Raw genomic sequence first — 22545 nt, forward strand, 5'->3', positions numbered from 1 at the left:
ATATTATGTTTATTATATATTGTTTCGATCAATAAGAAAACTTACAATAGTAATAGACACCTTAAAAGTATATTGAATGGGGGCGACATATATGATGTATCGCGACTTGCCTAGTGCCCAAGGGTTATACAATCCAGATTTTGAACATGACGCTTGTGGTATTGGATTATATGCGCATATAAAAGGGAAACAAACACATGAAATCGTAAAAAAAGGGTTAGACATGTTATGCAAACTAGAGCACCGTGGTGGTCAAGGGAGTGACCCACTAACAGGTGACGGATCTGGCTTAATGGTACAGATCCCTGATAATTATTTTAGAAGAGAATGTAAAGACTTTCAACTACCAGCTGTCGGACGGTATGGAGTTGGTATGTTATTCTTATCTCAAGATGAAAATGAACAAAAACAAGCAAAAGAAAAGATTAATCAATTAATTGAACAAGAAGGTCAAAAATTAATCGGTTGGAGAGATGTTCCAACAGACCCGACACACATTGGTAAAGGTGCGGTTGAAACTTTACCAACTGTTCATCAGGTATTTATAGAAGCTGCTGATGAATTAGAAGACGATTTAGCCTTCGAAAGAAAATTATATATTATACGTAAACAAGCTGAAAATTGGGCGAACGAAAAAGAAATCCGCTTTTATTTTCCAAGTTTGTCAAACCGAACGATCGTTTATAAAGGTTTATTAACACCTGAACAAGTAGATAAATTTTATTTAGATTTACAAGATGAAGAGTTTGTATCTGCTTTCTCACTTGTACACTCACGATTCAGTACCAACACATTCCCATCTTGGGAAAGAGCACACCCTAACCGTTATCTAATTCATAACGGTGAGATTAATACGATGCGTGGAAACGTAAACTGGATGCGTGCAAGAGAGAAACAATTTGTTTCTGAAGCATTTGGGGATGACTTAGAGAAAGTGCTACCAATTATCAATGGCGGAGGTAGTGACTCTGCAACATTAGATAATGCATTAGAATTCTTTACTTTGGCAGGTCGTAAACCAGCACATGCTGCGATGATGCTGATTCCTGAACCATGGGAGAAAAATCCACACATGGATGAACAAAAACGTGCATTTTATCAATATCACAGCATGATGATGGAGCCATGGGATGGTCCAACATCCATTACCTTTACAAATGGTAAACAGATCGGTGCGATTCTAGATAGAAATGGTTTACGTCCGGCGCGTTATTATGTAACAAAAGATGATTATATCATTTACTCTTCTGAAGTTGGTGTTATCGACTATGAAGAAGAAAATGTATTATTAAAAGAACGGTTAAGTCCTGGTAAAATGCTCCTTATTGATATTGAAGAAGGACGTATTATATCAGATAAAGAAATTAAAGAAGAGGTCGCAAGTTCTCATCCTTACAAAGACTGGCTAGAGGATCAAATTGTACCATTAGAAGTGGAAGCGAAAAATGATGACTATATTGATCCACAACTACTTCAGAAACAAAAAGCATTTGGTTATACAACGGAAGATGTGGAGAAATATCTTATTCCGTTACTGGAAGGTGGAAAAGACCCAATTGGTGCGATGGGTAATGATATGCCGTTAGCGGTATTATCCGAACGTCCACAAAGCTTATTTAACTATTTCAAACAATTGTTTGCTCAAGTAACAAATCCACCAATTGATGCTTATCGTGAGCAACTTGTTACATCGATGCTGACATGGTTAGGAGCGGAGGGAGATATCCTTCATCCTGCAAAAACGAAATCAACCAGAATTCGCTTAGACTCACCAATATTATCAAATACGCAAATAGAAAAACTAAAAAACAATGAAATAAAAGGCTTTCAGTCAGAAGTAATTGAAACATTGTTTACCGATGATATGGAAAAAGCCCTTCAAAAAGTGTTTGAGCAAGCGAAAAAAGCAATTGAAGCAGGAACAAATATCATTATTTTAAGTGATAAGGACATGGATGCGAATCAAAAAGCAATTCCAACACTTCTTGCTGTTAGTGGTTTGCATCAGTATTTAGTACGCGAAGGTATCCGTACACAAGCAAGCATTATTGCTCAATCAGGTGAAGCTAGAGAAGTTCATCACTTTGCAACAATGTTAGGTTACGGTGTCGACGCTATTCATCCATACCTTGTATATCAAACATACTACACAAATATTTTGGATGATCGCCTAAATATGACACTTGCAGAAGTTCAAGATAAATTTATTGGCATCGCAACAGAAGGTATCATTAAAGTTATGTCGAAAATTGGTATCTCAACAGTGCAAAGTTATCGTGGTGCCCAAATTTTTGAAGCTGTAGGTATTAGCAAAAAAGTTATCGAGGATCATTTTACTGGTACTGCTTCACAAATTGACGGAATTGGTTTAGACGTGATTCAAGAAGAGACGGAAAAACGTCATAATGAAGCTTATAAAGCAGCTGTTCAAGAATCACTCGAATCAGGTAGTGATTTCCAGTGGCGAAAAGTAGGAGAACATCATGCCTTTAACCCTACTACCATTTACACGTTACAGTGGGCTTGTCGTCGTGGTGATTATGATCTGTTCAAGAAATTCTCCAAAGCAGCGAACGAAGAGCGTATTGGCTTCTTACGAAATCTATTTGATTTCAATAAGTCGAATGCGATCCCGATCGAAGAAGTGGAGCCAGTAGAATCGATTGTCAAACGATTCAAAACAGGTGCGATGTCATTCGGTTCCATTAGTAAAGAAGCACATGAAGCATTAGCAATTGCGATGAACCGTTTAGGTGGTAAAAGTAACAGTGGTGAAGGTGGAGAAGACCCTGACCGTTTTAGTAAAGATGAAAATGGGGACTTGCGTTCTAGTGCGATTAAGCAGGTAGCATCTGGGCGTTTCGGGGCGAAAAGCCATTATCTTGTCAATGCAAAAGAATTACAGATTAAAATGGCACAAGGTGCAAAGCCTGGTGAAGGTGGACAATTACCTGGTATGAAGGTTTATCCATGGGTAGCAGATGTTCGAGGTTCAACCCCAGGAGTAGACTTAATTTCACCTCCGCCACACCATGATATTTATTCTATCGAGGATTTAGCACAGTTAATTCACGATTTAAAAAATGCTAATCGTGATGCAAGAGTTAGTGTGAAGCTTGTAGCTAAATCAGGTGTAGGAACGATTGCTGCAGGTGTAGCAAAAGGTAACGCAGATGTTATTTCAGTTGTTGGATATGATGGTGGTACAGGTGCTTCACCAAAAACAAGTATTAAACATGCTGGCTTACCGTGGGAATTAGGTCTAGCAGAAGCACACCAGACATTAATGTTAAACGGACTAAGAGATAGAGTAATTCTAGAAACGGATGGGAAATTGTTAACAGGTAAAGATGTCGTGATGGCAGCATTATTAGGTGCAGAAGAATTTGGATTCGCTACAGCACCGTTAGTTGTTGTCGGATGTATTATGATGCGAGTATGTCATAATGATACATGTCCAGTTGGGGTAGCAACACAAAACCCAGAATTACGTAAAAAATTCACTGGTAACCCTGATCATGTAGTCAACTATATGACATTCATCGCAGAGGAAGTTCGTGAAATCATGGCAGAATTAGGATTCCGAACTATCGATGAGATGATTGGAAGAACAGATGTATTAGAAGTTTCAGAGCGTGCAAATGCACATTGGAAAGCAAAACATTTAGATTTATCTACATTGCTTTACCAACCAGAAGGAACTCGTATTAATACAACAACACAAGATCATAAACTAGACGAATCATTAGATATGAAATATATTTTACCGACTGTACAGAAAGCAATTGAAACTGGAGAAGCGTTGGAAGCATCATTCCCGATTAAAAATACCGATCGTGTAGTAGGTACAATTGTTGGAAGTGAAATTTCTAAGAAATATGGAGAAAGAGGTTTACCAGAAGATACGATTAATCTTCACTTTATAGGATCAGCTGGTCAAAGTTTTGGAGCCTTTATTCCTTCCGGTATGACATTAACAGTAACTGGAGATGCGAATGACTATGTTGGTAAAGGCTTGTCAGGCGGAAAAGTTATTGTACGTGCTTCCGAGAAAACAACGATTGATCCAGGTAATAATGTGATTGCAGGTAATGTATCTTTCTATGGAGCAACAAGTGGTGAAGCTTATATCCAAGGGTACGCGGGAGAACGTTTTGCTGTAAGAAATAGTGGAGCAAGAATCGTTGTCGAAGGCGTAGGGGACCATGGTTGTGAATATATGACAGGTGGCCGTGTAGTCATCCTTGGCAATGTAGGTAAAAACTTTGCTGCCGGTATGTCTGGTGGTGTTGCATATGTGAAACCAGACAACATCGAGCAGTTTAAACGCCTATGTAATACGGAATTAGTTCAGTTTGAAGAATTAACAGATGATCAAGAAATCGAAGAAGTGAAAGAATTAATTATGAATCATCACGAATACACGAGAAGTGACAAAGCAGCTGTCACGTTGCAAAATTGGGAAAATGAAGTGAAAAAAATCGTGAAGGTAATCCCGACAGACTACAAGCTAATGTTAAAACAAATTGCTTGGTTTGAATCTCAAGGCTTATCAGTGGACGAAGCTCGACTTGAAGCATTTACGGCAAAAAAAGAAAAAAAAATGACTGTAACACTTAATCCAGAAGAAGTAATGACTAAATAGAAAGGAGTCAGATGATATGGGGAAAGCAACAGGTTTTATGGAGTTTGAAAGACAAACGGCAAATGAGCGTGATCCATTAGAAAGAGTTCATGATTGGAAAGAATACTCTGCTCCTTTCTCTGATGAAGTAGCAAAAATACAAGGAGCACGTTGTATGGATTGTGGTACACCATTCTGTCACATCGGGATGGATATTGAAGGGGCAACATCAGGTTGTCCTATCTACAACCTGATTCCAGAGTGGAATGATTTGGTGTATAAAGGTAAGTGGAGAGAAGCGTTAGATCGTTTAATGAAAACCAATAACTTCCCGGAATTCACAGGAAGAGTTTGTCCGGCACCATGTGAGGGGTCTTGTACAGTTGCGATCAATGATCCGGCCGTAACAATTAAAAATATTGAACAAAAAATTATTGATAAAGGTTTTGAAGAAGGTTGGATCGAGCCACGAGTTCCAGAACATCGCACTGGAAAGAAAGTAGCAATTGTCGGCTCTGGACCAGCTGGGTTAGCAGCGGCAGACCAGTTGAATCAAGCAGGACATCAGGTTACAGTGTATGAGCGTGCAGATCGCGCTGGGGGTCTTTTAACGTACGGCATTCCAAATATGAAATTAGATAAAGGGGTAGTAGAACGTCGAGTTCAGTTACTTCGTGATGAAGGTATTGAATTTGTTCTAAATACCGAAGTAGGTAAAGATATTTCTGCAGAAGAAATTAAAGCGAATCATGATTCTGTGATTCTATGTACTGGTGCACAAAAACACCGTGATCTACCTATTGAAGGTCGTGAAGGTAAAGGTGTTCGCTTTGCAATGGATTATTTAACGAGAGCAACTGAAAAAGTACTAGATGATAGTATCGAAGTGGAAGAAGAATTAGACGCAAAAGGAAAAGACGTTATTGTTATTGGTGGTGGGGATACTGGTGCTGACTGTATCGCTACGGCACTTCGTCAAGGTGCAAACAGTATTGCACAATTCGGTAAGCACCCACAATTACCAATTAAACGTTCAGATGAAAACCAGTGGCCAGCATATCCACAAGTTTTCAGTTTAGAATATGCACACAAAGAAGCGAAAGAGTATTATGGTGAGGATATCCGTCAATATTCTATTCAAACAAAGAAATTTGTTACGGATGATAATGGTAAATTAAAAGAATTACACACGGTAGAAATGAAGAAAACCCGTGATGAAAATGGAATGTTTGTATTTGAGGAGATTCCAGGTACAGAAAAGGTATGGCCTGCACAATTAGTATTAATCGCTATCGGATTTGAAGGTACAGAACATCCTGTATTAGAAGCATTTAATGTGAAAACTGAACGCAATCGTGTAGATGCTAAGTATGGTGACTTCCGTACAAATGTTGAGCATGTATTTGCTGCCGGTGATTCACGTCGCGGTCAAAGTCTTATTGTATGGGCAATTAATGAAGGCCGTGAAGTAGCCTATCATGTTGATCAATATTTGATGGGAGAAACTGCATTACCATCCGTTGCAAACATGTAATATAATGAGAAAACCTACGCATTGTCGTAGGTTTTTCTTTTTGTCCTTTTCAAATGAAAGCTGCACACTATACACAAAAAACAATTAATTTCTTTATTTTCTGGTAAAATTTGATTATGAAGAACTGTTAGTTTGTGAAGTGTTGATCTTAAACTAAAGGCAGGTTAGTTTAAGTAGGTCAGGGTTCTGTAGTAAAATTATACAAGAACATCACAGGGGAGATATTAAATGATTAAAGGAATATATGAATTTATAAGTGAAGCCCAGTTAAAAAAGTATGCAGAACTTGCTGTACGAGCTGGTGTAAATCTGCAAAAAAATCAATTGTTGATTATTCATAGTGATATACAACATGCTACGTTTGCACGTCTAATCCAAACGGTAGCCTACGAGGCAGGAGCTTCAAATGTATTTATAGATTGGACAGATGAACAGTCTACCAAAGAATTTTACTTAAATGCAGCAGATAGTGTCATCGATCACTTTCCTGATTGGCAGGCTGCCCGTTTTAAGGAGTGGGACGATGCAGGTGCTGCTTACATCCATATTATTTCTGAAAACTTAGATGTCTTTAAGGAGGTTTCTACAGAAAGGATAAGTCGTTTCCAAAAAGCTACTCGTACCAAATTAGGAGATTATTATGCGAAAATTAGATCCCACGAGATACGCTGGTGTCTTCTAGCTGTCCCGTACGTTGTATGGGCAACTAAAGTATTTCCGAACCGAAGTAAAGAAGAAGCTTTACAATCATTATGGAAATTAATTTTAAAAGGATCTCGGGCAGATGGGAAAAATCATATAAAAGATTGGGAGAGTCACAATAGAGCCTTTGAGTATCGAAAAAAAATCCTAAACGAGAGCCAATTTGAAGCCCTGCATTTTACAAATAGACGTGGAACTGATTTATTAGTTGGTCTACCTAAAAATCATCTCTATATCGGTGGAGGTGTCATAGATAAAAATGGAATACCTTTCTTTCCGAACATTCCTACGGAAGAAATATTTACTGCTCCCCATAAAAATAAGGTGAATGGCAAATTGGTAGGTACTAAACCTCTTATCTATGGGGGAAGTGTCATCGATGAATTTTATCTAATTTTTAAAGATGGACGGATTACCGACTATTATGCCGCAAAGGGACAAGAAGTGTTACAAAATCTCATTGAAACAGACGAAGGTTCACATTATCTAGGTGAAATTGCCTTGGTCTCCAATAAATCTCCTCTTGCTCAGGCAGATACTCTTTTTTACAATACCTTGTTTGATGAAAATACGGCCTGTCATATTGGAATCGGAAATGCATCTCCCTCCAATATTCAAAATGGCATTGACCAATCTGAGGAAGAGTTGAAGGCAGCAGGTCTGAATACTTCACTTTTGTTAGTCAATGTGACCTTTGGTACTGAAGATATGAAAGTAGTGGGCATTAAAGAAGGTGGAACTGAAGTCCTGCTAATGAAGGATGGGGATTTCCAATTCTAAATCGTCTTCAACTTAAAAACAGAGAAAACTGATTTCTGGTGGATTATACTTAGTGCTAGTTATAGTGAAAACAAACTGTCGTTGCGACTGTTGAACTAACGGGCAGTTGAGTAATAAAATAAATTTAGAGTTATTTCTTACAATTAAATTAGGGGGGATTATGTGGAAGTTTTCGGAATTATGGGGTTCACATTTGGAGCTATGGGATTTACTTTCGGACTTATTGCTTTTACAACAGCATTGACTAGTAGTAATAAAATAAAAGAACTTGAACAGAGAATTGATGATTTAGAGGAAAAATCGTGAACAATGTCTCAAACAAACGGAGAGCTCTACTTGAATAGGCAGGGGAAGGAGTAGATCAGCTTGACCATTTTTGCAGAAGCCTTACAAACAATTTCTATTGTAATACTTATTATTAGTTCTGCTTTCTATTTAAGGCATTTGGAAAAAAAGAAAAAATAACATAAACTTTCAACCTTTGAATTTATAATGTACATAATCATACAGATTGCTTATATTTTATTTGTAATCAATTTATTGATTTTTGTATTTATTGTGTGATTATTGTTTTGAATAATTTCTCAGTTTTAAACTGAAGGGTGCTATAGTTCAACAAGAGGATCGTCATAATATTGGCGATCCTTTTCTCTTGGAAGGGTTGAATATGTGGAAGGGAGAATCTTTAACAAAGCTGATATGAATGACTCAGGCTATTTTGAATTTGATTCTCTCCCCAGACACACAGCACTGGGTTATATTGACCTTCCAAATGGTAAGTGGAAAACAAATATTTACTCATTGCCTGTAAAGGGTGGTTCAGATGGTGGAGCCTTTGTAACAGTGAACGATATGGCAAATTTGTGGGATTCGCTCTTAAATAACAAATTACTCAATGAAGAATACACTAATAAGTTACTAACTCCATATGTTCGAACGAATGACTAAAGTGGCTTTTATGGTTATGGTGTATGGATTGAAAAAAAGGATGATGAGATTTTCAAATTTCATATTATGGTTATGACCCAGGAGTTAGTTTCCATTCTGCTTTTTATCCCAAAACCTCAATAAAAACAGTAATATGTTCGAACAAATCCAAAGGTGCATTTGATATTATGAGTAAAATCGAGGAAGGAATTTCAAAATAAATTATATTTTGTGAAATAATGTACTTAAATTGTTGAACAAGGAACAAAGGAAGGAGGAGTTAGTTTAGTGGTTAAAAAAAGCTTGTTCTTTATACTGATTATTTTTGTCCTCCTTGGTGCTTGCAATCAACAAAGTTCAGAAATAAATGAAAATGTTAAAAAAGTGGTATGGAGTTATATTGAAACTAAAGGAAATGATGGTTTCTATAACAAAGAATTGTGGGACCGTTTAGGTGTGGAAAAGGTAAAATTAGAAGATAAATATAAAAAGTATATAGAAAATACTTATGATGGAGAAGAAATATTTTTAGTTTCGACCTATAATCAAAACGTAGTTGCATCTCCAACGTTTCTTGTCGACCAAGATATTGAAGATGTAATTGGAGTTATTCCAGGGAGTAATAATACTAGCTAGAAATTTCTTCTCACTCAAGTAACGGGGTCCCGCGACAAGTTCTGTTATAAGCGCTTTCTAGCGTGTAAATACAGGAAGTTTATTAGATAAATTTCAACTTTACAAAATTCAAAAATTTCTCTTCCTTCGATAATCAGAACACTGCCTTTAGCGGAGGCAGAATACGTGCCCGTGGAAAGCGCAGTAATCTGCCGGAGCGAATGGCAGCACTCACCTCTAATCAGAATGGAGGAAGCAAATCCATATAAGAATTACTGCACAGTTTAAGTGAAATCAGCTGTTTAAGCTCCTATTTGAGCTTATTTTACATAGCAGTAAAATCCTTTGTAACTGACCCGACAACGCTGAATAGTTTAGTTGTATTAAGTATGTTTTAGCAGTGGAAAATTATATGTTTTTAGTTGGACTAGGTCCCAGGAGGAAATAATCCCTATTGGTAGCTCTGCTGCTGTACCAGTTTCGGTGATTAGGATTGCTTCTATTTTTTGATTTCTTTCTAAGTACTCTTTGAATATTGATTCAATATCCATTACACTAGCTTCTTTTCCGACAATCCTTGTATGTTCTTTTTTCTCAATTCGAAAGATGTCACCGATAGGCTGATCTAATTCAATTGATAATTGATCAGTATTTGTAGCAAACCAGTTTGCGATATTGCCATCTGTTAATAATCCGATTAGTTTTTCTTCTTGGTAAATGGGATATTGTGAGTATTGTTTTTCTTGCATACAAGTAATTAATTTCTTTATCGGTGTGTCTAAATAAAAAAATTCAACAGGTTTTGAAGCAATAGACAAGCAAGTGGGTGGTTTAGTTAAAAGAACTGCCAATTGCTCCAGTTCATAAACCACATCCTGATGAGGTTCTGCAATATAGAAGTCCTCTTTAATTTTTCGATGTACCATTGCATTTCGCAGTTTACTACACTGTTTTAATAAATCAAAATATTGATCTATAGCATGATGCTGTACTCTCGCTTTTGTTAATACTTCGGTAAACGATGCATGATTATTATGTTCATTTGCATAATCACATAATGTATCATGTATTTGGTTAAAAGCTGCTTCAAATCGTTCAGAAAGTTCATAACCCATGATAAATCTCCTTTAATTGTTTGAAAATTATCAAAATTAATGGTTGTCATAACTAGTCGTTTAGTAATAAAATAAAGTTTGTAGGTTATTTTGCCGAAATATTATAGAATTCATTCAAATAAGGGAGTCTTTTTTATGTCAGAGTATACAATCACTTATATTAAGAACGAAAATCCAAAAGAAAAACCAAAATCAGATGAGCTATCTTTTGGAAAATATTTTTCAGATCATATGTTCATTCAAGATTTTAATCCTGAAAGAGGCTGGCATAACCCCCGCATCGTGCCCTACCAACCACTTGTGTTAGATCCAGCAGCTATTGTATTCCATTATGGTCAAACGGTATTTGAAGGATTGAAAGCATACCGTACAAAACGGGATAAAATTCAGCTGTTCAGACCAGATAAAAATATGGAACGTCTTAATCGATCCAATGATAGAATGTGTATCCCAAAGATTGATGAGGAGTGTGCAATAGATGCAATCAAACATTTGGTTCATATTGATCAAGATTGGGTCCCAGACGCACCAGGAACATCGCTTTATATAAGACCGTTTATTATTTCAACAGAGCCGTATTTAGGCGTTTCTCCTTCTGCTACATACCAATTTATTGTGATATTATCTCCTGTTGGAGCGTATTACGAAGAGGGCATCAACCCTGTGAAAATTGCAGTGGAAAATCAATATGTTCGAACGGTAAAAGGTGGTACTGGTGAAGCAAAAACTGCCGGTAATTATGCATCCAGCCTAAAGGCGCAGGAACAAGTAGCTGATCAAGGATATGCACAAGTTTTATGGTTGGATGGTGTGGAGAAGAAATATATCGAGGAAGTTGGCAGTATGAACGTTTTCTTCAAAATAAAAGGTGAAATTGTAACACCAGCTCTTAACGGTAGTATATTAGAGGGAGTTACAAGAAATTCAGTTATCCAATTATTGAAACATTGGGACATTCCGGTAATTGAACGTCGTATTACAATGGAAGAGCTTTATGAACATCACCAAAAAGGTGAATTAGAAGAAGCGTTTGGTTCAGGTACAGCTGCTGTTATTTCTCCAGTAGGCGAGCTTGCCTGGGAAGGTAAGAAAATGGAAATCAATAATGGGAAAACGGGAGAAATTGCTAAACGCTTATATGATACTTTGACAGGAATTCAATATGGTACAGAAATAGATCCGTTCAATTGGATTGTAAAAGTAAAATATTAATACTTGAGATTTATATAACATTTTTCTATAATAGCATTAGAATATAAAAAGGTTATGATTAGAGCCAGTAGTTAGAGATATGGTGACAAGAGAATGGAATTCACAGGCTGAAAAATTCCATCACCCACTGTCCTAATGAACCTACTCTATGAACTGTTAAGAATAAACTTAATCGTTACTCTGCGTTAAAGAGTTAAGGGGATCATGCAAAAAAAGTATGGTCAACTAAAGGTGGTACCGCGGATATGGCTCTTTTCGTCCTTTTACGATAGTAAGGATGAAAGAGCTTTTTTAGTTCCAAAGATAAACTATATCTTAAAGTGTTAGAGAAGAGTGAGACAATTTTTATAGAAACTGATAATACGCTATATCAGTTCCCTAACACTTAAGTAAATGAAGGCGTGAAAATTATGGCTAAGCAACGTATTGTAGTGAAGATCGGGAGCAGTTCACTAACGAACAAGAATGGTGGTCTTGACCTCATTAAATTAAAAGAACATACGACAGCAATTGCAGCACTAAAAAAACAAAACTATGAAGTAATACTGATTTCGTCAGGTGCCGTATCTGCTGGTTTCTTTGATTTAGGTTATCCAACAAGACCTGTTACTATCGCAGGAAAACAAGCAGCAGCAGCCGTTGGTCAAGGCTTACTTGTTCAAGCATATACCGATGAGTTTAGAAAATATAACTTGGTTACCGCTCAACTTTTACTAACGAAAGATGTATTTAGTAATGAGACACAGTACAGTAATGTGTATGCCACATTGACGGAATTATTAAAACGTGATGTAATCCCTATTATTAATGAAAATGATACGGTAGCAATAGATGAATTGACATTTGGTGATAATGACATGTTATCGGCATTGGTAAGTGGTCTTGTTCATGCAGATTTTTTAGTAATGTTAACAGATATTAATGGCCTATATGACAAAAATCCAAAAACAGATCGAACAGCTAAAAAATATCATCGGCTCCAGAAATTGTCGACAGAAATTTTGCAACAAACGAAGCATGAATCTGGCTCCAAATTTGGTACTGGTGGAATGAAGTCAAAACTTTTAGCTGCAAAAACTGCAATCTCCCTCGGAGTGAAAGTTTTTGTGGGGACTGGTGAAGGCGAAGAAAAATTAATCCGCATTATGCAAAATCAAGGGGATGGTACTTATATTGGTGAAGACTTAACCAATAGTTACCGTAAACAGAAACAATGGATTGCTTTTCATTCAAATGTATCTGGAAAACTTCATGTTGACAAAGGGGCAAGTGAAGCAATTCTTTATCAAGGAAAAAGTTTATTACCAGCCGGAATTAAATGGGTAGATGGAGATTTTTCTGTTGGATCTGTTGTCGACATTGTCTTTGAAGACAGTGTTATAGCAAAAGGACAAGTGAATTATTCTTCTGAAGATTTAATCAAATTTAAGGGTGAACCGAGTCAAATTGCGATGGAACAATCTACAAGTAACCGACCAGAAGTTATTCATCGTGATCGACTCGTATTATCGATAGAGGAGGCTTATAATTATGAGTGATTTAATCCAAAAAGCTAAGTTGGTCAATAAAACAACTACTGCCTTAGCAACGAAATCAACCGAACAAAAAAATCATGCATTGAAACTTTTATCCGATGAATTAAAAAAACAAAAAGGTTTTATTATGGAGGAAAATAATCGAGACATAGTGAATGGGCGTAATAATGGTTTACATGAGTCATTAATTGATCGCTTAATCTTGAACGAACAGCGGATTGATGATATGGCAGATGCATTAATCCAACTAACAGATTTAAAAGATCCGATTGGCGAGATTATGGAAGAATGGACACGACCAAATGGTCTAAAAATCCAAAAGGCCCGTGTGCCAATAGGTGTTGTCGGTATGATTTATGAAGCAAGACCAAATGTAACAATTGATGCCGCAAGTCTTTGTCTAAAAACAGGCAATGCTGTATTACTTAGAGGGAGCTCTTCAGCTATTTATTCCAACACAGCATTAGTAAAAGTCATTCATGATGCACTAAAACGATCTGATTTACCGAATGATGCCGTACAGCTAATTGAGGATACAAGTCGTGAAACAGCATCACAAATGTTTAAATTGAATGAATACTTAGATGTATTAATTCCGCGTGGAGGAAAAAAATTAATTGATACGGTTGTAGCAAATGCATCGGTACCGGTTTTGGAAACGGGCGCAGGAAATTGTCATTTGTTTATTGATGAAACAGCTAACAAAGACATGGCAATTGAGGTAGCGATCAATGCGAAAACACAACGACCTTCTGTATGTAATGCGATCGAAACCATTTTAATAGAACGTAAATGGGCAGAAAAACATTCGGCTGAATTAGTTCAGGCATTACAGGATGCGGGAGTGGAAATACATGGGGATAGCACTGTTGTATCTAAAGGTGAGAATATCATCGAGGCTACAGAAGAAGACTTTGAAACAGAATATTTAGATCATATAGTTGCAATCAAGGTCGTAGATTCGGTGCAGGAAGCGATTGATCATATCAATAAATATGGAACCAATCATTCAGAATCTATTATCTCTGAAAACGATGAAAATGTTGTAAGCTTTATGAATGAAGTAGACGCAGCAGCTGTTTATCATAATGCATCAACCAGATTTACTGATGGATTTGAGTTTGGTTTTGGTGCTGAAATTGGAATTAGTACACAGAAGTTACATGCACGTGGACCTATGGGCTTAGAAGCATTAACATCAACGAAATATTTATTACACGGTAATGGTCAAATTAAGTAAACTATTTTTCTTTCGTGACAATTCCTGTATAATAGAGTCGGAGATAAACATTTGGTAAAAAAGGAGTATGAATCATGGCAAACACATTAATATTTGGACACAAAAATCCGGATACAGACACAATCTGTTCAGCAATTGCATATGCGGACCTTAAACAAGCACTAGGAGAAGATGTAGAAGCAGTACGTTTAGGCGAAGTGAACAATGAAACACAATATGCACTAGATCATTTCAATCAAACTGCACCACGTATGGTGGAAAATGTATCAGATGAAGTCGACCAGGTTATTTTAGTAGATCATAATGAACGTCAACAAAGTGCGGATGATATCGAGCGCGTACAAGTATTGGAAGTAATCGATCATCACCGTATTGCAAACTTTGAAACAAAAGATCCATTATATTACCGTGCAGAACCAGTTGGTTGTACTGCTACCATTCTAAATAAATTATACAAAGAGCACGGAGTTGAAATTAAAAAAGAAACAGCAGGATTAATGCTTTCTGCAATTATTTCTGATTCTCTTTTATTCAAATCCCCAACATGTACAGATCAAGATGTTGCAACAGCGAAAGAATTAGCTGAAATCGCTGGTGTGGATACTGAAAAATATGGCCTTGAAATGTTGAAAGCAGGTGCTGATCTTAGCGACAAAACTGCAGAAGAACTAATTTCTATGGATGCAAAAGAATTCGATATGAATGGAAACAAAGTGGAAATTGCACAAGTAAACACAGTGGAAGTAAATGATGTGTTAGCACTTCGCGACAAAATAGAACCAGCTATTGAAAAAACAGTAGCAGACAAAGGTTTAAAATTATTTGTTTTTGTCATCACAGATATCCTTAATAATGATTCCGTAGTACTTGCAGTAGGGGAAGCAGAGGATAAAGTAGCTAAAGCGTTTGATGTAAAACTTGAAAACAAAACAGCAACATTAAAAGGTGTTGTATCTCGTAAGAAACAGGTAGTTCCAAACTTACAAAATGCATTTTAAGATAAGAGATTTATAGAGATGTCAGACATAAAAAGTGTCTGACATCTTTTTTTACTAATAAGCATTTTATAATTTGGCCATATATAGGTCGTCAATTAATTGTAATAAATCATTAATCAAATAACGAAACACCACCATAAAGAGAATTTTTAAAGGGATTGTAAATAAAAAGAAACTTTCTTCATGTGGTGTCGTAATTAAAGTATGGGAATAAATTCGATTCGATTTTTGTGGGAGGTGTACAGGTGGATTATGGTTTATTGATTATTAGTATAGCTCTTTTATTTGTATCATTTTTAGTAGGAATAAAAAACAAACGTGGTTATTAGCTGGATTCAATGAAAAAATAATTAAGAATAAGAATTTATTAGGTAAAGTGGTAGGTGGGGGCTTTTTCCTGCCGTTTGGCTTGTTAATATTTATAAGTAGCCTGATTGAATTTCCTTATGAAAGTACCGTTCTTGTAATTGCAATGTTAGTTTTATTAACAAGTGTGTACCTGTATATCAACAAAAAATTACTTGACTAACAATACCTTAGATAAATGTAATAATAAGATAGAGAACTTCACCAGGACGAGATACTCTATATAAAGACAATTTCAAGTTTGGATTCAAGTAATAATTATAATATAGTTTGTCGTATTTGAATTTCTGAAACTAATTTGTTCTTTCATACGTTATAGTAATAAACACGATTTTATCACGGTGCTAATCGTCCGTAATACCTCACTTCAAGGTTTGAGTAAAAGAAGTGGACGGCTAACGGACTCTAACACCCTGATAAGTTTCATTAACTATCAGTAGTGGTGGGTAAAAACCCCCACTGATGAAATCTCACTTTATTGAGGGGTTGAAGTAATATGAGAATTGAGTTACTCACTAGTATTCGAACTAATAATTTTAATGATGAACAAATGATGGAGAAGATTCAAAATATGTGGAAGGAAGCTTATCGACGTTTAGAAGGGAAAAACGATACCGTTTATGGCGTTTATTATGACTATGAAAGCGACTTTGAAGGCGATTATTCTATTGGCGTAGGAATAGAAAATGTTGAAAATGGAAATATGTTGATATCGGATCAAGCCAACTATAATGTTTATAAGGTAGCTTCGTCCGAAGAAGAAGGGATTTTAAGAACATGGCAAAAGATATGGGGTTTAGAGGAATCTGGTGAGCTTGAACGAGCATACACCGTAGATTTTGAAAAATACCTACCTAACGGTGAAATAGAAATACATATCGCTATCACTTAAATAAGTCATGCCACTACTATTGCTTTAAAAAAAATGGACCTTACCAATACTTTACAAGCAATTGGTCAGGTCCATTCTAAAATACTGCTTAGAAATATTACTTTTTAAATAATACTTTCTCTAATTCTTCTAATGTACGCCCTTTCGTTTCAGGAACGAACTTCCAAACGAATATGGCAGAAATTAAACTCATTAAACCATAGAACCCATAAGTTAATCCGCCACTAAACTCCATCATCGCTGGATAAGTAGAAGAGATGAAATAGTTAGCAGCCCATTGTGCAGCTACGGCGATTGCAACTGCTTGTCCACGAATTTTATTAGGGAAGATTTCAGAGATCAACACCCAAACAACAGGTCCCCAAGACATCATGAATGAAGCAGTATAGATGATAATAAACACTAGTGTAGCAATTCCAATTACATCAAAAAAGGCTAATCCCGCTACACCGAACATACCAAGAGTCATACCTAATGACCCGATGATAAGCAGTGGTTTACGACCAAATTTATCAACTGTTAAGATTGCAATTACCGTAAAGATTACATTTATTAGTCCCATCGTAATCGTTTGAAGCATTGCTGCGTCTCTTGCCGCACCCATACTTTCAAAGATTCGAGGAGCGTAATAAAGAGCTACATTAATCCCAACGAATTGTTGGAAAACAGAAAGTAGGACACCGATTACAATGATTGCCTTACCATAAGTGAAAAGTTTAGCTTTCCTCTCATCAAATGAGTTTTTGATTTCAAACAAGGTAGCTTTTGCCATTGTCTTATCATATAGTTTGTTCAGAATATCCATTGCGCTTTCATTTTTACCTTGAGAAACAAGGAAACGTGGTGTTTCTGGAACTGTGAATAGAAATAGTAAAAATAATGCGGCAGGAATCGCTTCCGATAAGAACATGTAGCGCCAACCCATGTCATTAATCCATTCAAGTGATTGTCCTCTTGCAATTCCCCAATTCACGAAATACACAACTAACATTCCAAAAATAATAGCAAATTGGTTTAAAGATACTAAGCGCCCACGAATAGATGGTGGTGCAATTTCCCCGATATACATTGGTGAAACAGCTGAAGCAAGTCCTACACCGATACCACCAATAATTCTATATAGATTAAATGTAACTAACAGGGCAATTGAAGGTTCACCTTGTTCGAAAAATAGAAATTCAGGAAATGCTGAACCAAGTGCTGAAACTAAAAATAGTACCGCTGCAACAATCAAAGATTTCTTACGTCCTAGATTGGATGCTAGTAATCCTGAGATTAAACCACCAATGATACACCCAATTAACGCACTGGATACGGTTGCACCATGGACAAATGAGCTCAAATTCAAATTATCAACGAAGAATGCTTCTAATGCTCCTTCTGCTCCAGATATAACAGCAGTGTCATATCCAAATAAGAGACCACCTAAAGTAGCAACTAAGGTTATTAACGTAATATAGACATTATTATTCGCTTTCATAAAAATTGAGAGTGTTCTTCTCTCTTGCACCTCCTGATGTAAATTTTAGAACAGAATTGATTGTAACAAGCCAAACTTACTTTGTCAATCGAATAAACTAAGTTAAATATTGTTATTCTCTTATACAATTTGAAACTCGATTTTATTATGTTCATAAAACAGTTATAGTATAATTAAAAATAATCTATATAGAATGGGAAGAATCATATGATTATAACAACAGCAGGTCGTGTAACACCTCAACTTATTCAATACGCACAACGATTATCTGTGAATTATCAAATCCCTTACATTAAACGTAATGGATATTCTATTCAAAAATTAAAGGACTATTATCAAGAAGATGTCATTGTTGCTGGAAAAGATCGGTTATTTATTTCTTCTTTAAACAAGAAAACAAGTCTCTTTTTTCACCCTAATCTTGCAATGGTTCGTGCAAAGCGACTACTCCGTACGGAAGAAGACCCATTTGTCACAACAGCAAAATTAGAAAAGGGGATGTCTGTATTAGATTGTACAGTTGGACTTGCTTCAGATAGTATTATTGCTAGTATGGCAGTTGGGTCTAATGGTTCCGTTACAGGGTTAGAAGGGAGTAAAGCTATTTATATAATCACTAATGAAGGTTTAAAGACTTGTAACAGTTCGAATGACATACTCGATACAGCAATGAGAAGGATTAAAGTCAAACATATTCCATACCTAGAATATTTAAACCAATTAGAATCAAATGTTTATGATGTCGTATATTTTGACCCAATGTTTCAAGAAGCAATTAACACATCGGATGGATTTAATCCTATTAGAACACATGCTCTTGAAAACAACCTTATCGTTGAAGCGTTGGAAGAAGCCAAACGTGTTGCCAGAAAACGGGTAGTGCTGAAAGATCATTGGAAAAGTGATCGTTTTAATCGATATGGCTTTACCCAAATTAAAAGAAAAACCTCTTTATTTCATTACGGTGTAATTGAATTGTACTAACCTAGCAATAAAGAAGAAATCTGACTTTCCATTATGTGATATAAATATATGGAAGTATCTAAAATGAGAAAGGAAGTTTTCTATGGTTAGCAGCACTTATCAGCTTATTCTTTTTGTTACAGACAAAGAAGAAGCAAAAGCATTTTACACAGAAAAATTAGGTTTTATTATTCGAAATGAAGAAGAATTCGATGAAGAATGGAGTTATTTAACAGTTGCACCGCAATCTAACAGTGAGGTCGTTATTGAGTTGGTAGAAGCTGTAACTACTGAGGAAAAACAACTTGTGGGTAGACAAGCAGCAGAACAGGTTTTTCTTATGTTTACGGTGGATGATATTAATAAGACATATCAAAAGTTAAAGGCAAAAGGAGTAAACTTTCTTGATGAGCCCGGAAGTGCCAGGAGGTAAAGGTGTTGTTTTTGAAGATTTATACGGAAACAAACTTGATCTATTTGAGAAGTTGAAATCATGAAAATAGAAGGTGGAAATAATATTGCGATTAAAATTCCGAAATATAGATTTAAAGAAACGGTGGCATTTAAGAAAGATATTCTTGGTCTTCGTCTCAAAGTCAAAGAAGAAAAATCATTTGCTTTTGAATTTGGTGGTTCAACTCTTTGGCTTGACTGTATGGACAATTATTCGCAGCAAGATGTATATGGTTAGAATTTAAGACAAGACAGCTAGGTGAGACTATTGAATGCTTTAATAAACATGTGATACCGATACGTGATGAAGTAGAGATTCATGAACATTCATCATGATTTTGAATATCTGATCCTGCAGGGACGATTCTCATAATAAATCCCCAATGATTTAATGAACAGATCCCGCAATCGCAGTCATTATAGCCCCTATCACTTGAATCCAATTGCCAATAGTATTTATTTCTGTTGCATTAGTTGTACTTCGAGTAGAAAGAGCTTGCAAACTATTACCGATTACTTGTAATAGATTGCCAAATCCATTATACATCACTTCGACTGTAATCTCTTTTTGCCATTCTTCAGCAAAATTCATACCGCCTCCAAGTGCCTGCATTAAATCTCCCTGAATACCTAACAAACTTTTTACATTATCAGTTACAGGCAATCGTAATGATGCCACCTCTGTTATATTTCCGACCGCTTGAATCTCATTACCTAAACTATTTAAGTCCTGTAAGGATATACCTTTAACTTGTAATGTATTTCCTGTTGCTTGCATTACATTGCCGATCAGCTTAAGGTCATCTTTTATATCAGATGAAAGAGCAATACGAGGTGTATTTCCTAAAGCAGACAATACTGTCCCTACCGCTTGTATCCAACCACCAAGTAACTTGTTATTTTCTTTTTCCACCTTATTCACCAAATTCCTGGTTATGATGTAATTAGTTTATGAAAAACTCCCTTACTTGATTTGGCAGTTGACTAGATTGGCAATCATTAATAGTTGATAATGACAACGTTTTCTTATAATATGTACGTATTGGTTGTTACATAGTTAGAAGAAGTAAGGGAGTGTAGAGAATGGTTCAACGTATAGATGAAGTGATGCCTCATATAGCTTTTGGTGGCGATTACAACCCAGAGCAGTGGGATGAAAGTGTTTGGTTAGAAGATGCTAAGTTAATGAAGGAAGCAGGAGTAAACCTTGTTTCTGTAGCAATTTTTAGCTGGTCTGTGTTGGAACGAGAAGAAGCTAAGTTTGATTTCAGTTGGTTAGATAGAGTATTGGAGATTTTACATGAACACGGAGTTGGTGTGTCTTTAGCGACTGCAACAGCATCTCCACCAGCTTGGTTATCCAAAGAATATCCAGAGGTGTTGGCCGTACAAGAAAATGGTGTACCTTATCAAGTCGGTTCACGGCAACATTATTCACCTAATAGTAAGCGTTTCCGATACGCAGTAAAACAATTGGTTACGGAAATGGCCAAAAGATATAAAGAACACCCTGCATTAAAAATGTGGCATATAAATAATGAATACGGCTGTCACTTGGCGGAGTGTTATAGTGATGAAAGTTTACTAACGTTTCGTGAATGGTTAAAAGATCGTTATGAAACGATAGAAAACCTAAATCAAAAATGGGGTACTAACTTCTGGAGTCAGCGTTATAATGACTGGGGTGAGATTCAATTTCCGGTTAATATACCTACTTTTTATAACCCTAGTCAACAGTTGGATTATAAAAGGTTTATGAACGATGCGATATTTGATTTATACAAGATTGAAAAAGAGGTATTACGTGATATCACCCCGGATGTACCGGTGTTTACTAATTTTATGTATGAATTTAAGCCGCTTAATTATTTTGAATGGGCCAAAGAAATGGATCTTGTGACATGGGATTCTTATCCGGATCCAAGAGAGGGTAAACCTTATCGTCATGCAATGCATCATGATTTAATGCGCAGTTTAAAAAATGGGCAACCCTTTTATTTAATGGAACAGGTAACGTCACATGTCAATTGGCGTGATATTAATCTTACGAAAAAGCCGGGGGAAATGAGGTTATGGAGCTATTCTACTGTTGCACGTGGCGGGGACGGTGTGATGTATTTCCAATGGCGCCAGGGAAAAGCAGGGGCAGAGAAGTTCCATGGTGCTATGGTCCCGCACTCGAATGATCCTAATAGTCGGGTCTATCAAGAAGTAAAACAATTAGGAAATGAATTAAAACGATTAGATGGTTTAGCAGGAGCACGGGGTACTGCAAAAGTTGCGATCGTTTTTGACTGGGAAAATTGGTGGGCAGTGGAGCATGAAGGAAAACCACATAATAAATTATCATACTTAGACCAAGTCTACCAATATTATCGTGTATTCTATGAAAATAACATTGCTGTAGATTTTGTAGAACCAAATGGTAATCTAACGAATTACCAATTAGTAGTAGCACCGATGTTATATATGGTTCGTGATGGAGAGGAAAAAAATCTCGAACAGTTCGTTGCAAACGGTGGAACATTAGTGGTGAGTTTTTTCAGTGGTATTGCGGATGCACAAGACCATATTCATTTAGGGGGTTACCCAGCACCATTAAGGTCACTTTTAGGTGTAACAGTGGAAGAATTTGCTCCTATGGCAGATGAAGAGGTAAATAAGATAGTATCTAATGGCGAGAAATTTATCGTTAATAAATGGGCAGATATTATTAAACTAGAAGGTGCCCGGGCAATTGCAACCTTTAAAGAAAACTGGTATCAAGACAACCCTGCTGTAACCATTCATCGCTATGGTCAGGGCAAATCAATTTACATTGGTACAAACCCGACAGATGATTATCTAGACCAGTTAATGAACGGACTCTTACAACAATTAGATATCAGCGCCCCAATAGATGCGCCAAAAAACGTAGAAATCGTGGAACGAGTAAAAAACGAGAAGACATATTTGTTTATTCTTAATCATAATACAGACGCTGTAACAGTTTCTTTAAAGGATGGCGTTATCTATCAGGATTGTTTACAAAGTAAGCAAGTTTCTCAAGAAATCACAGTGAAAAATACCGATGTTGCCATTTTAGTCTACTAAAAATGGTAAATTTAAC

Annotated in this window: 18 protein-coding genes and 1 other annotated feature; of the genes, 15 read left to right on the plus strand and 3 right to left on the minus strand. The window is 36.3% G+C overall.

All coding sequences use genetic code 11. The features are described from left to right. Nucleotides 1-91 precede the first annotated feature (91 nt). From gltB to ACTWP4_RS15100, 6 genes are all read left to right on the plus strand, one after another. Nucleotides 92-4645, plus strand: coding sequence for a glutamate synthase large subunit (gltB, locus tag ACTWP4_RS15075; RefSeq protein WP_443129610.1), 4554 nt, complete (start codon nucleotides 92-94; stop codon nucleotides 4643-4645). Nucleotides 4646-4661: 16 nt separating this feature from the next. Then, nucleotides 4662-6158: a glutamate synthase subunit beta gene (locus tag ACTWP4_RS15080; protein ID WP_443129611.1), complete on the plus strand. Its 1497-nt coding sequence runs from the start codon at nucleotides 4662-4664 to the stop codon at nucleotides 6156-6158. A gap of 228 nt (nucleotides 6159-6386) precedes the next feature. Then, nucleotides 6387-7640 (plus strand): aminopeptidase, encoded by a 1254-nt coding sequence (locus tag ACTWP4_RS15085; RefSeq protein ID WP_443129612.1) that lies wholly within the window; start codon nucleotides 6387-6389, stop codon nucleotides 7638-7640. 162 nt (nucleotides 7641-7802) lie between these two features. Continuing rightward, on the plus strand, nucleotides 7803-7946 hold the full coding sequence (locus ACTWP4_RS15090) for a hypothetical protein (protein WP_443129613.1): 144 nt from the start codon (nucleotides 7803-7805) through the stop codon (nucleotides 7944-7946). Between the two features lie 363 nt (nucleotides 7947-8309). After that, on the plus strand, nucleotides 8310-8588 hold the full coding sequence (locus ACTWP4_RS15095) for a hypothetical protein (RefSeq protein ID WP_443129614.1): 279 nt from the start codon (nucleotides 8310-8312) through the stop codon (nucleotides 8586-8588). A 267-nt stretch (nucleotides 8589-8855) separates the two neighbouring features. Further along, nucleotides 8856-9203 (plus strand): hypothetical protein, encoded by a 348-nt coding sequence (locus tag ACTWP4_RS15100; RefSeq protein WP_443129615.1) that lies wholly within the window; start codon nucleotides 8856-8858, stop codon nucleotides 9201-9203. Nucleotides 9204-9565: 362 nt separating this feature from the next. On the opposite strand, the gene ACTWP4_RS15105 is transcribed toward ACTWP4_RS15100, so the two are convergent. Then, nucleotides 9566-10297 carry a CBS domain-containing protein gene (locus ACTWP4_RS15105; RefSeq protein WP_443129616.1) on the minus strand — a complete coding sequence of 244 codons (732 nt, stop codon included), beginning with the start codon at nucleotides 10295-10297 and terminating at the stop codon, nucleotides 9566-9568. A 135-nt stretch (nucleotides 10298-10432) separates the two neighbouring features. Here ACTWP4_RS15105 and ACTWP4_RS15110 point away from each other — a divergent pair, with 135 nt between their 5' ends. From ACTWP4_RS15110 to ACTWP4_RS15130, 5 genes are all read left to right on the plus strand, one after another. Further along, complete coding sequence (locus tag ACTWP4_RS15110; RefSeq protein WP_443129617.1) at nucleotides 10433-11509, plus strand: branched-chain amino acid aminotransferase; 1077 nt, start codon at nucleotides 10433-10435, stop codon at nucleotides 11507-11509. Nucleotides 11510-11554: 45 nt separating this feature from the next. Then, nucleotides 11555-11775: a binding site (T-box leader), on the plus strand. Nucleotides 11776-11919: 144 nt separating this feature from the next. Then, a complete protein-coding gene (gene proB / locus ACTWP4_RS15115; RefSeq protein ID WP_443129618.1) occupies nucleotides 11920-13047 on the plus strand; it encodes a glutamate 5-kinase in 1128 nt (375 codons plus the stop codon). Beyond that, nucleotides 13040-14284 (plus strand): glutamate-5-semialdehyde dehydrogenase, encoded by a 1245-nt coding sequence (locus ACTWP4_RS15120; RefSeq protein ID WP_443129619.1) that lies wholly within the window; start codon nucleotides 13040-13042, stop codon nucleotides 14282-14284. Before proB ends, ACTWP4_RS15120 begins: the two co-directional genes overlap by 8 nt. A 74-nt stretch (nucleotides 14285-14358) precedes the next feature. Continuing rightward, nucleotides 14359-15282 carry a manganese-dependent inorganic pyrophosphatase gene (locus tag ACTWP4_RS15125; RefSeq protein WP_443129620.1) on the plus strand — a complete coding sequence of 308 codons (924 nt, stop codon included), beginning with the start codon at nucleotides 14359-14361 and terminating at the stop codon, nucleotides 15280-15282. 862 nt (nucleotides 15283-16144) lie between these two features. Beyond that, a complete protein-coding gene (locus ACTWP4_RS15130) occupies nucleotides 16145-16540 on the plus strand; it encodes a GyrI-like domain-containing protein (protein ID WP_443129621.1) in 396 nt (131 codons plus the stop codon). Between the two features lie 97 nt (nucleotides 16541-16637). Here the strand turns inward: ACTWP4_RS15130 and xylE are convergent, their stop codons facing one another. Next, a complete protein-coding gene (gene xylE, locus ACTWP4_RS15135; protein ID WP_443129622.1) occupies nucleotides 16638-18020 on the minus strand; it encodes a D-xylose transporter XylE in 1383 nt (460 codons plus the stop codon). A 207-nt stretch (nucleotides 18021-18227) separates the two neighbouring features. Here xylE and ACTWP4_RS15140 point away from each other — a divergent pair, with 207 nt between their 5' ends. From ACTWP4_RS15140 to ACTWP4_RS15150, 3 genes are all read left to right on the plus strand, one after another. Further along, a complete protein-coding gene (locus ACTWP4_RS15140) occupies nucleotides 18228-19004 on the plus strand; it encodes a class I SAM-dependent methyltransferase (RefSeq protein WP_443129623.1) in 777 nt (258 codons plus the stop codon). Nucleotides 19005-19086: 82 nt separating this feature from the next. Next, nucleotides 19087-19416: a VOC family protein gene (locus ACTWP4_RS15145; protein ID WP_443129624.1), complete on the plus strand. Its 330-nt coding sequence runs from the start codon at nucleotides 19087-19089 to the stop codon at nucleotides 19414-19416. Nucleotides 19417-19476: 60 nt separating this feature from the next. Next, on the plus strand, nucleotides 19477-19674 hold the full coding sequence (locus ACTWP4_RS15150; protein ID WP_443129625.1) for a hypothetical protein: 198 nt from the start codon (nucleotides 19477-19479) through the stop codon (nucleotides 19672-19674). Between the two features lie 150 nt (nucleotides 19675-19824). On the opposite strand, the gene ACTWP4_RS15155 is transcribed toward ACTWP4_RS15150, so the two are convergent. Next, on the minus strand, nucleotides 19825-20349 hold the full coding sequence (locus tag ACTWP4_RS15155) for a DUF6944 family repetitive protein (RefSeq protein ID WP_443129626.1): 525 nt from the start codon (nucleotides 20347-20349) through the stop codon (nucleotides 19825-19827). A gap of 170 nt (nucleotides 20350-20519) precedes the next feature. On the opposite strand from ACTWP4_RS15155, the gene ACTWP4_RS15160 reads away from it, so the two are divergent. Next, nucleotides 20520-22529 (plus strand): beta-galactosidase, encoded by a 2010-nt coding sequence (locus ACTWP4_RS15160; protein WP_443129627.1) that lies wholly within the window; start codon nucleotides 20520-20522, stop codon nucleotides 22527-22529. The last annotated feature ends 16 nt before the right edge of the window (nucleotides 22530-22545 follow it).

Source organism: Gracilibacillus sp. D59, assembly GCF_052246695.1.
In the GTDB taxonomy this organism is placed as follows: domain Bacteria; phylum Bacillota; class Bacilli; order Bacillales; family Amphibacillaceae; genus Gracilibacillus.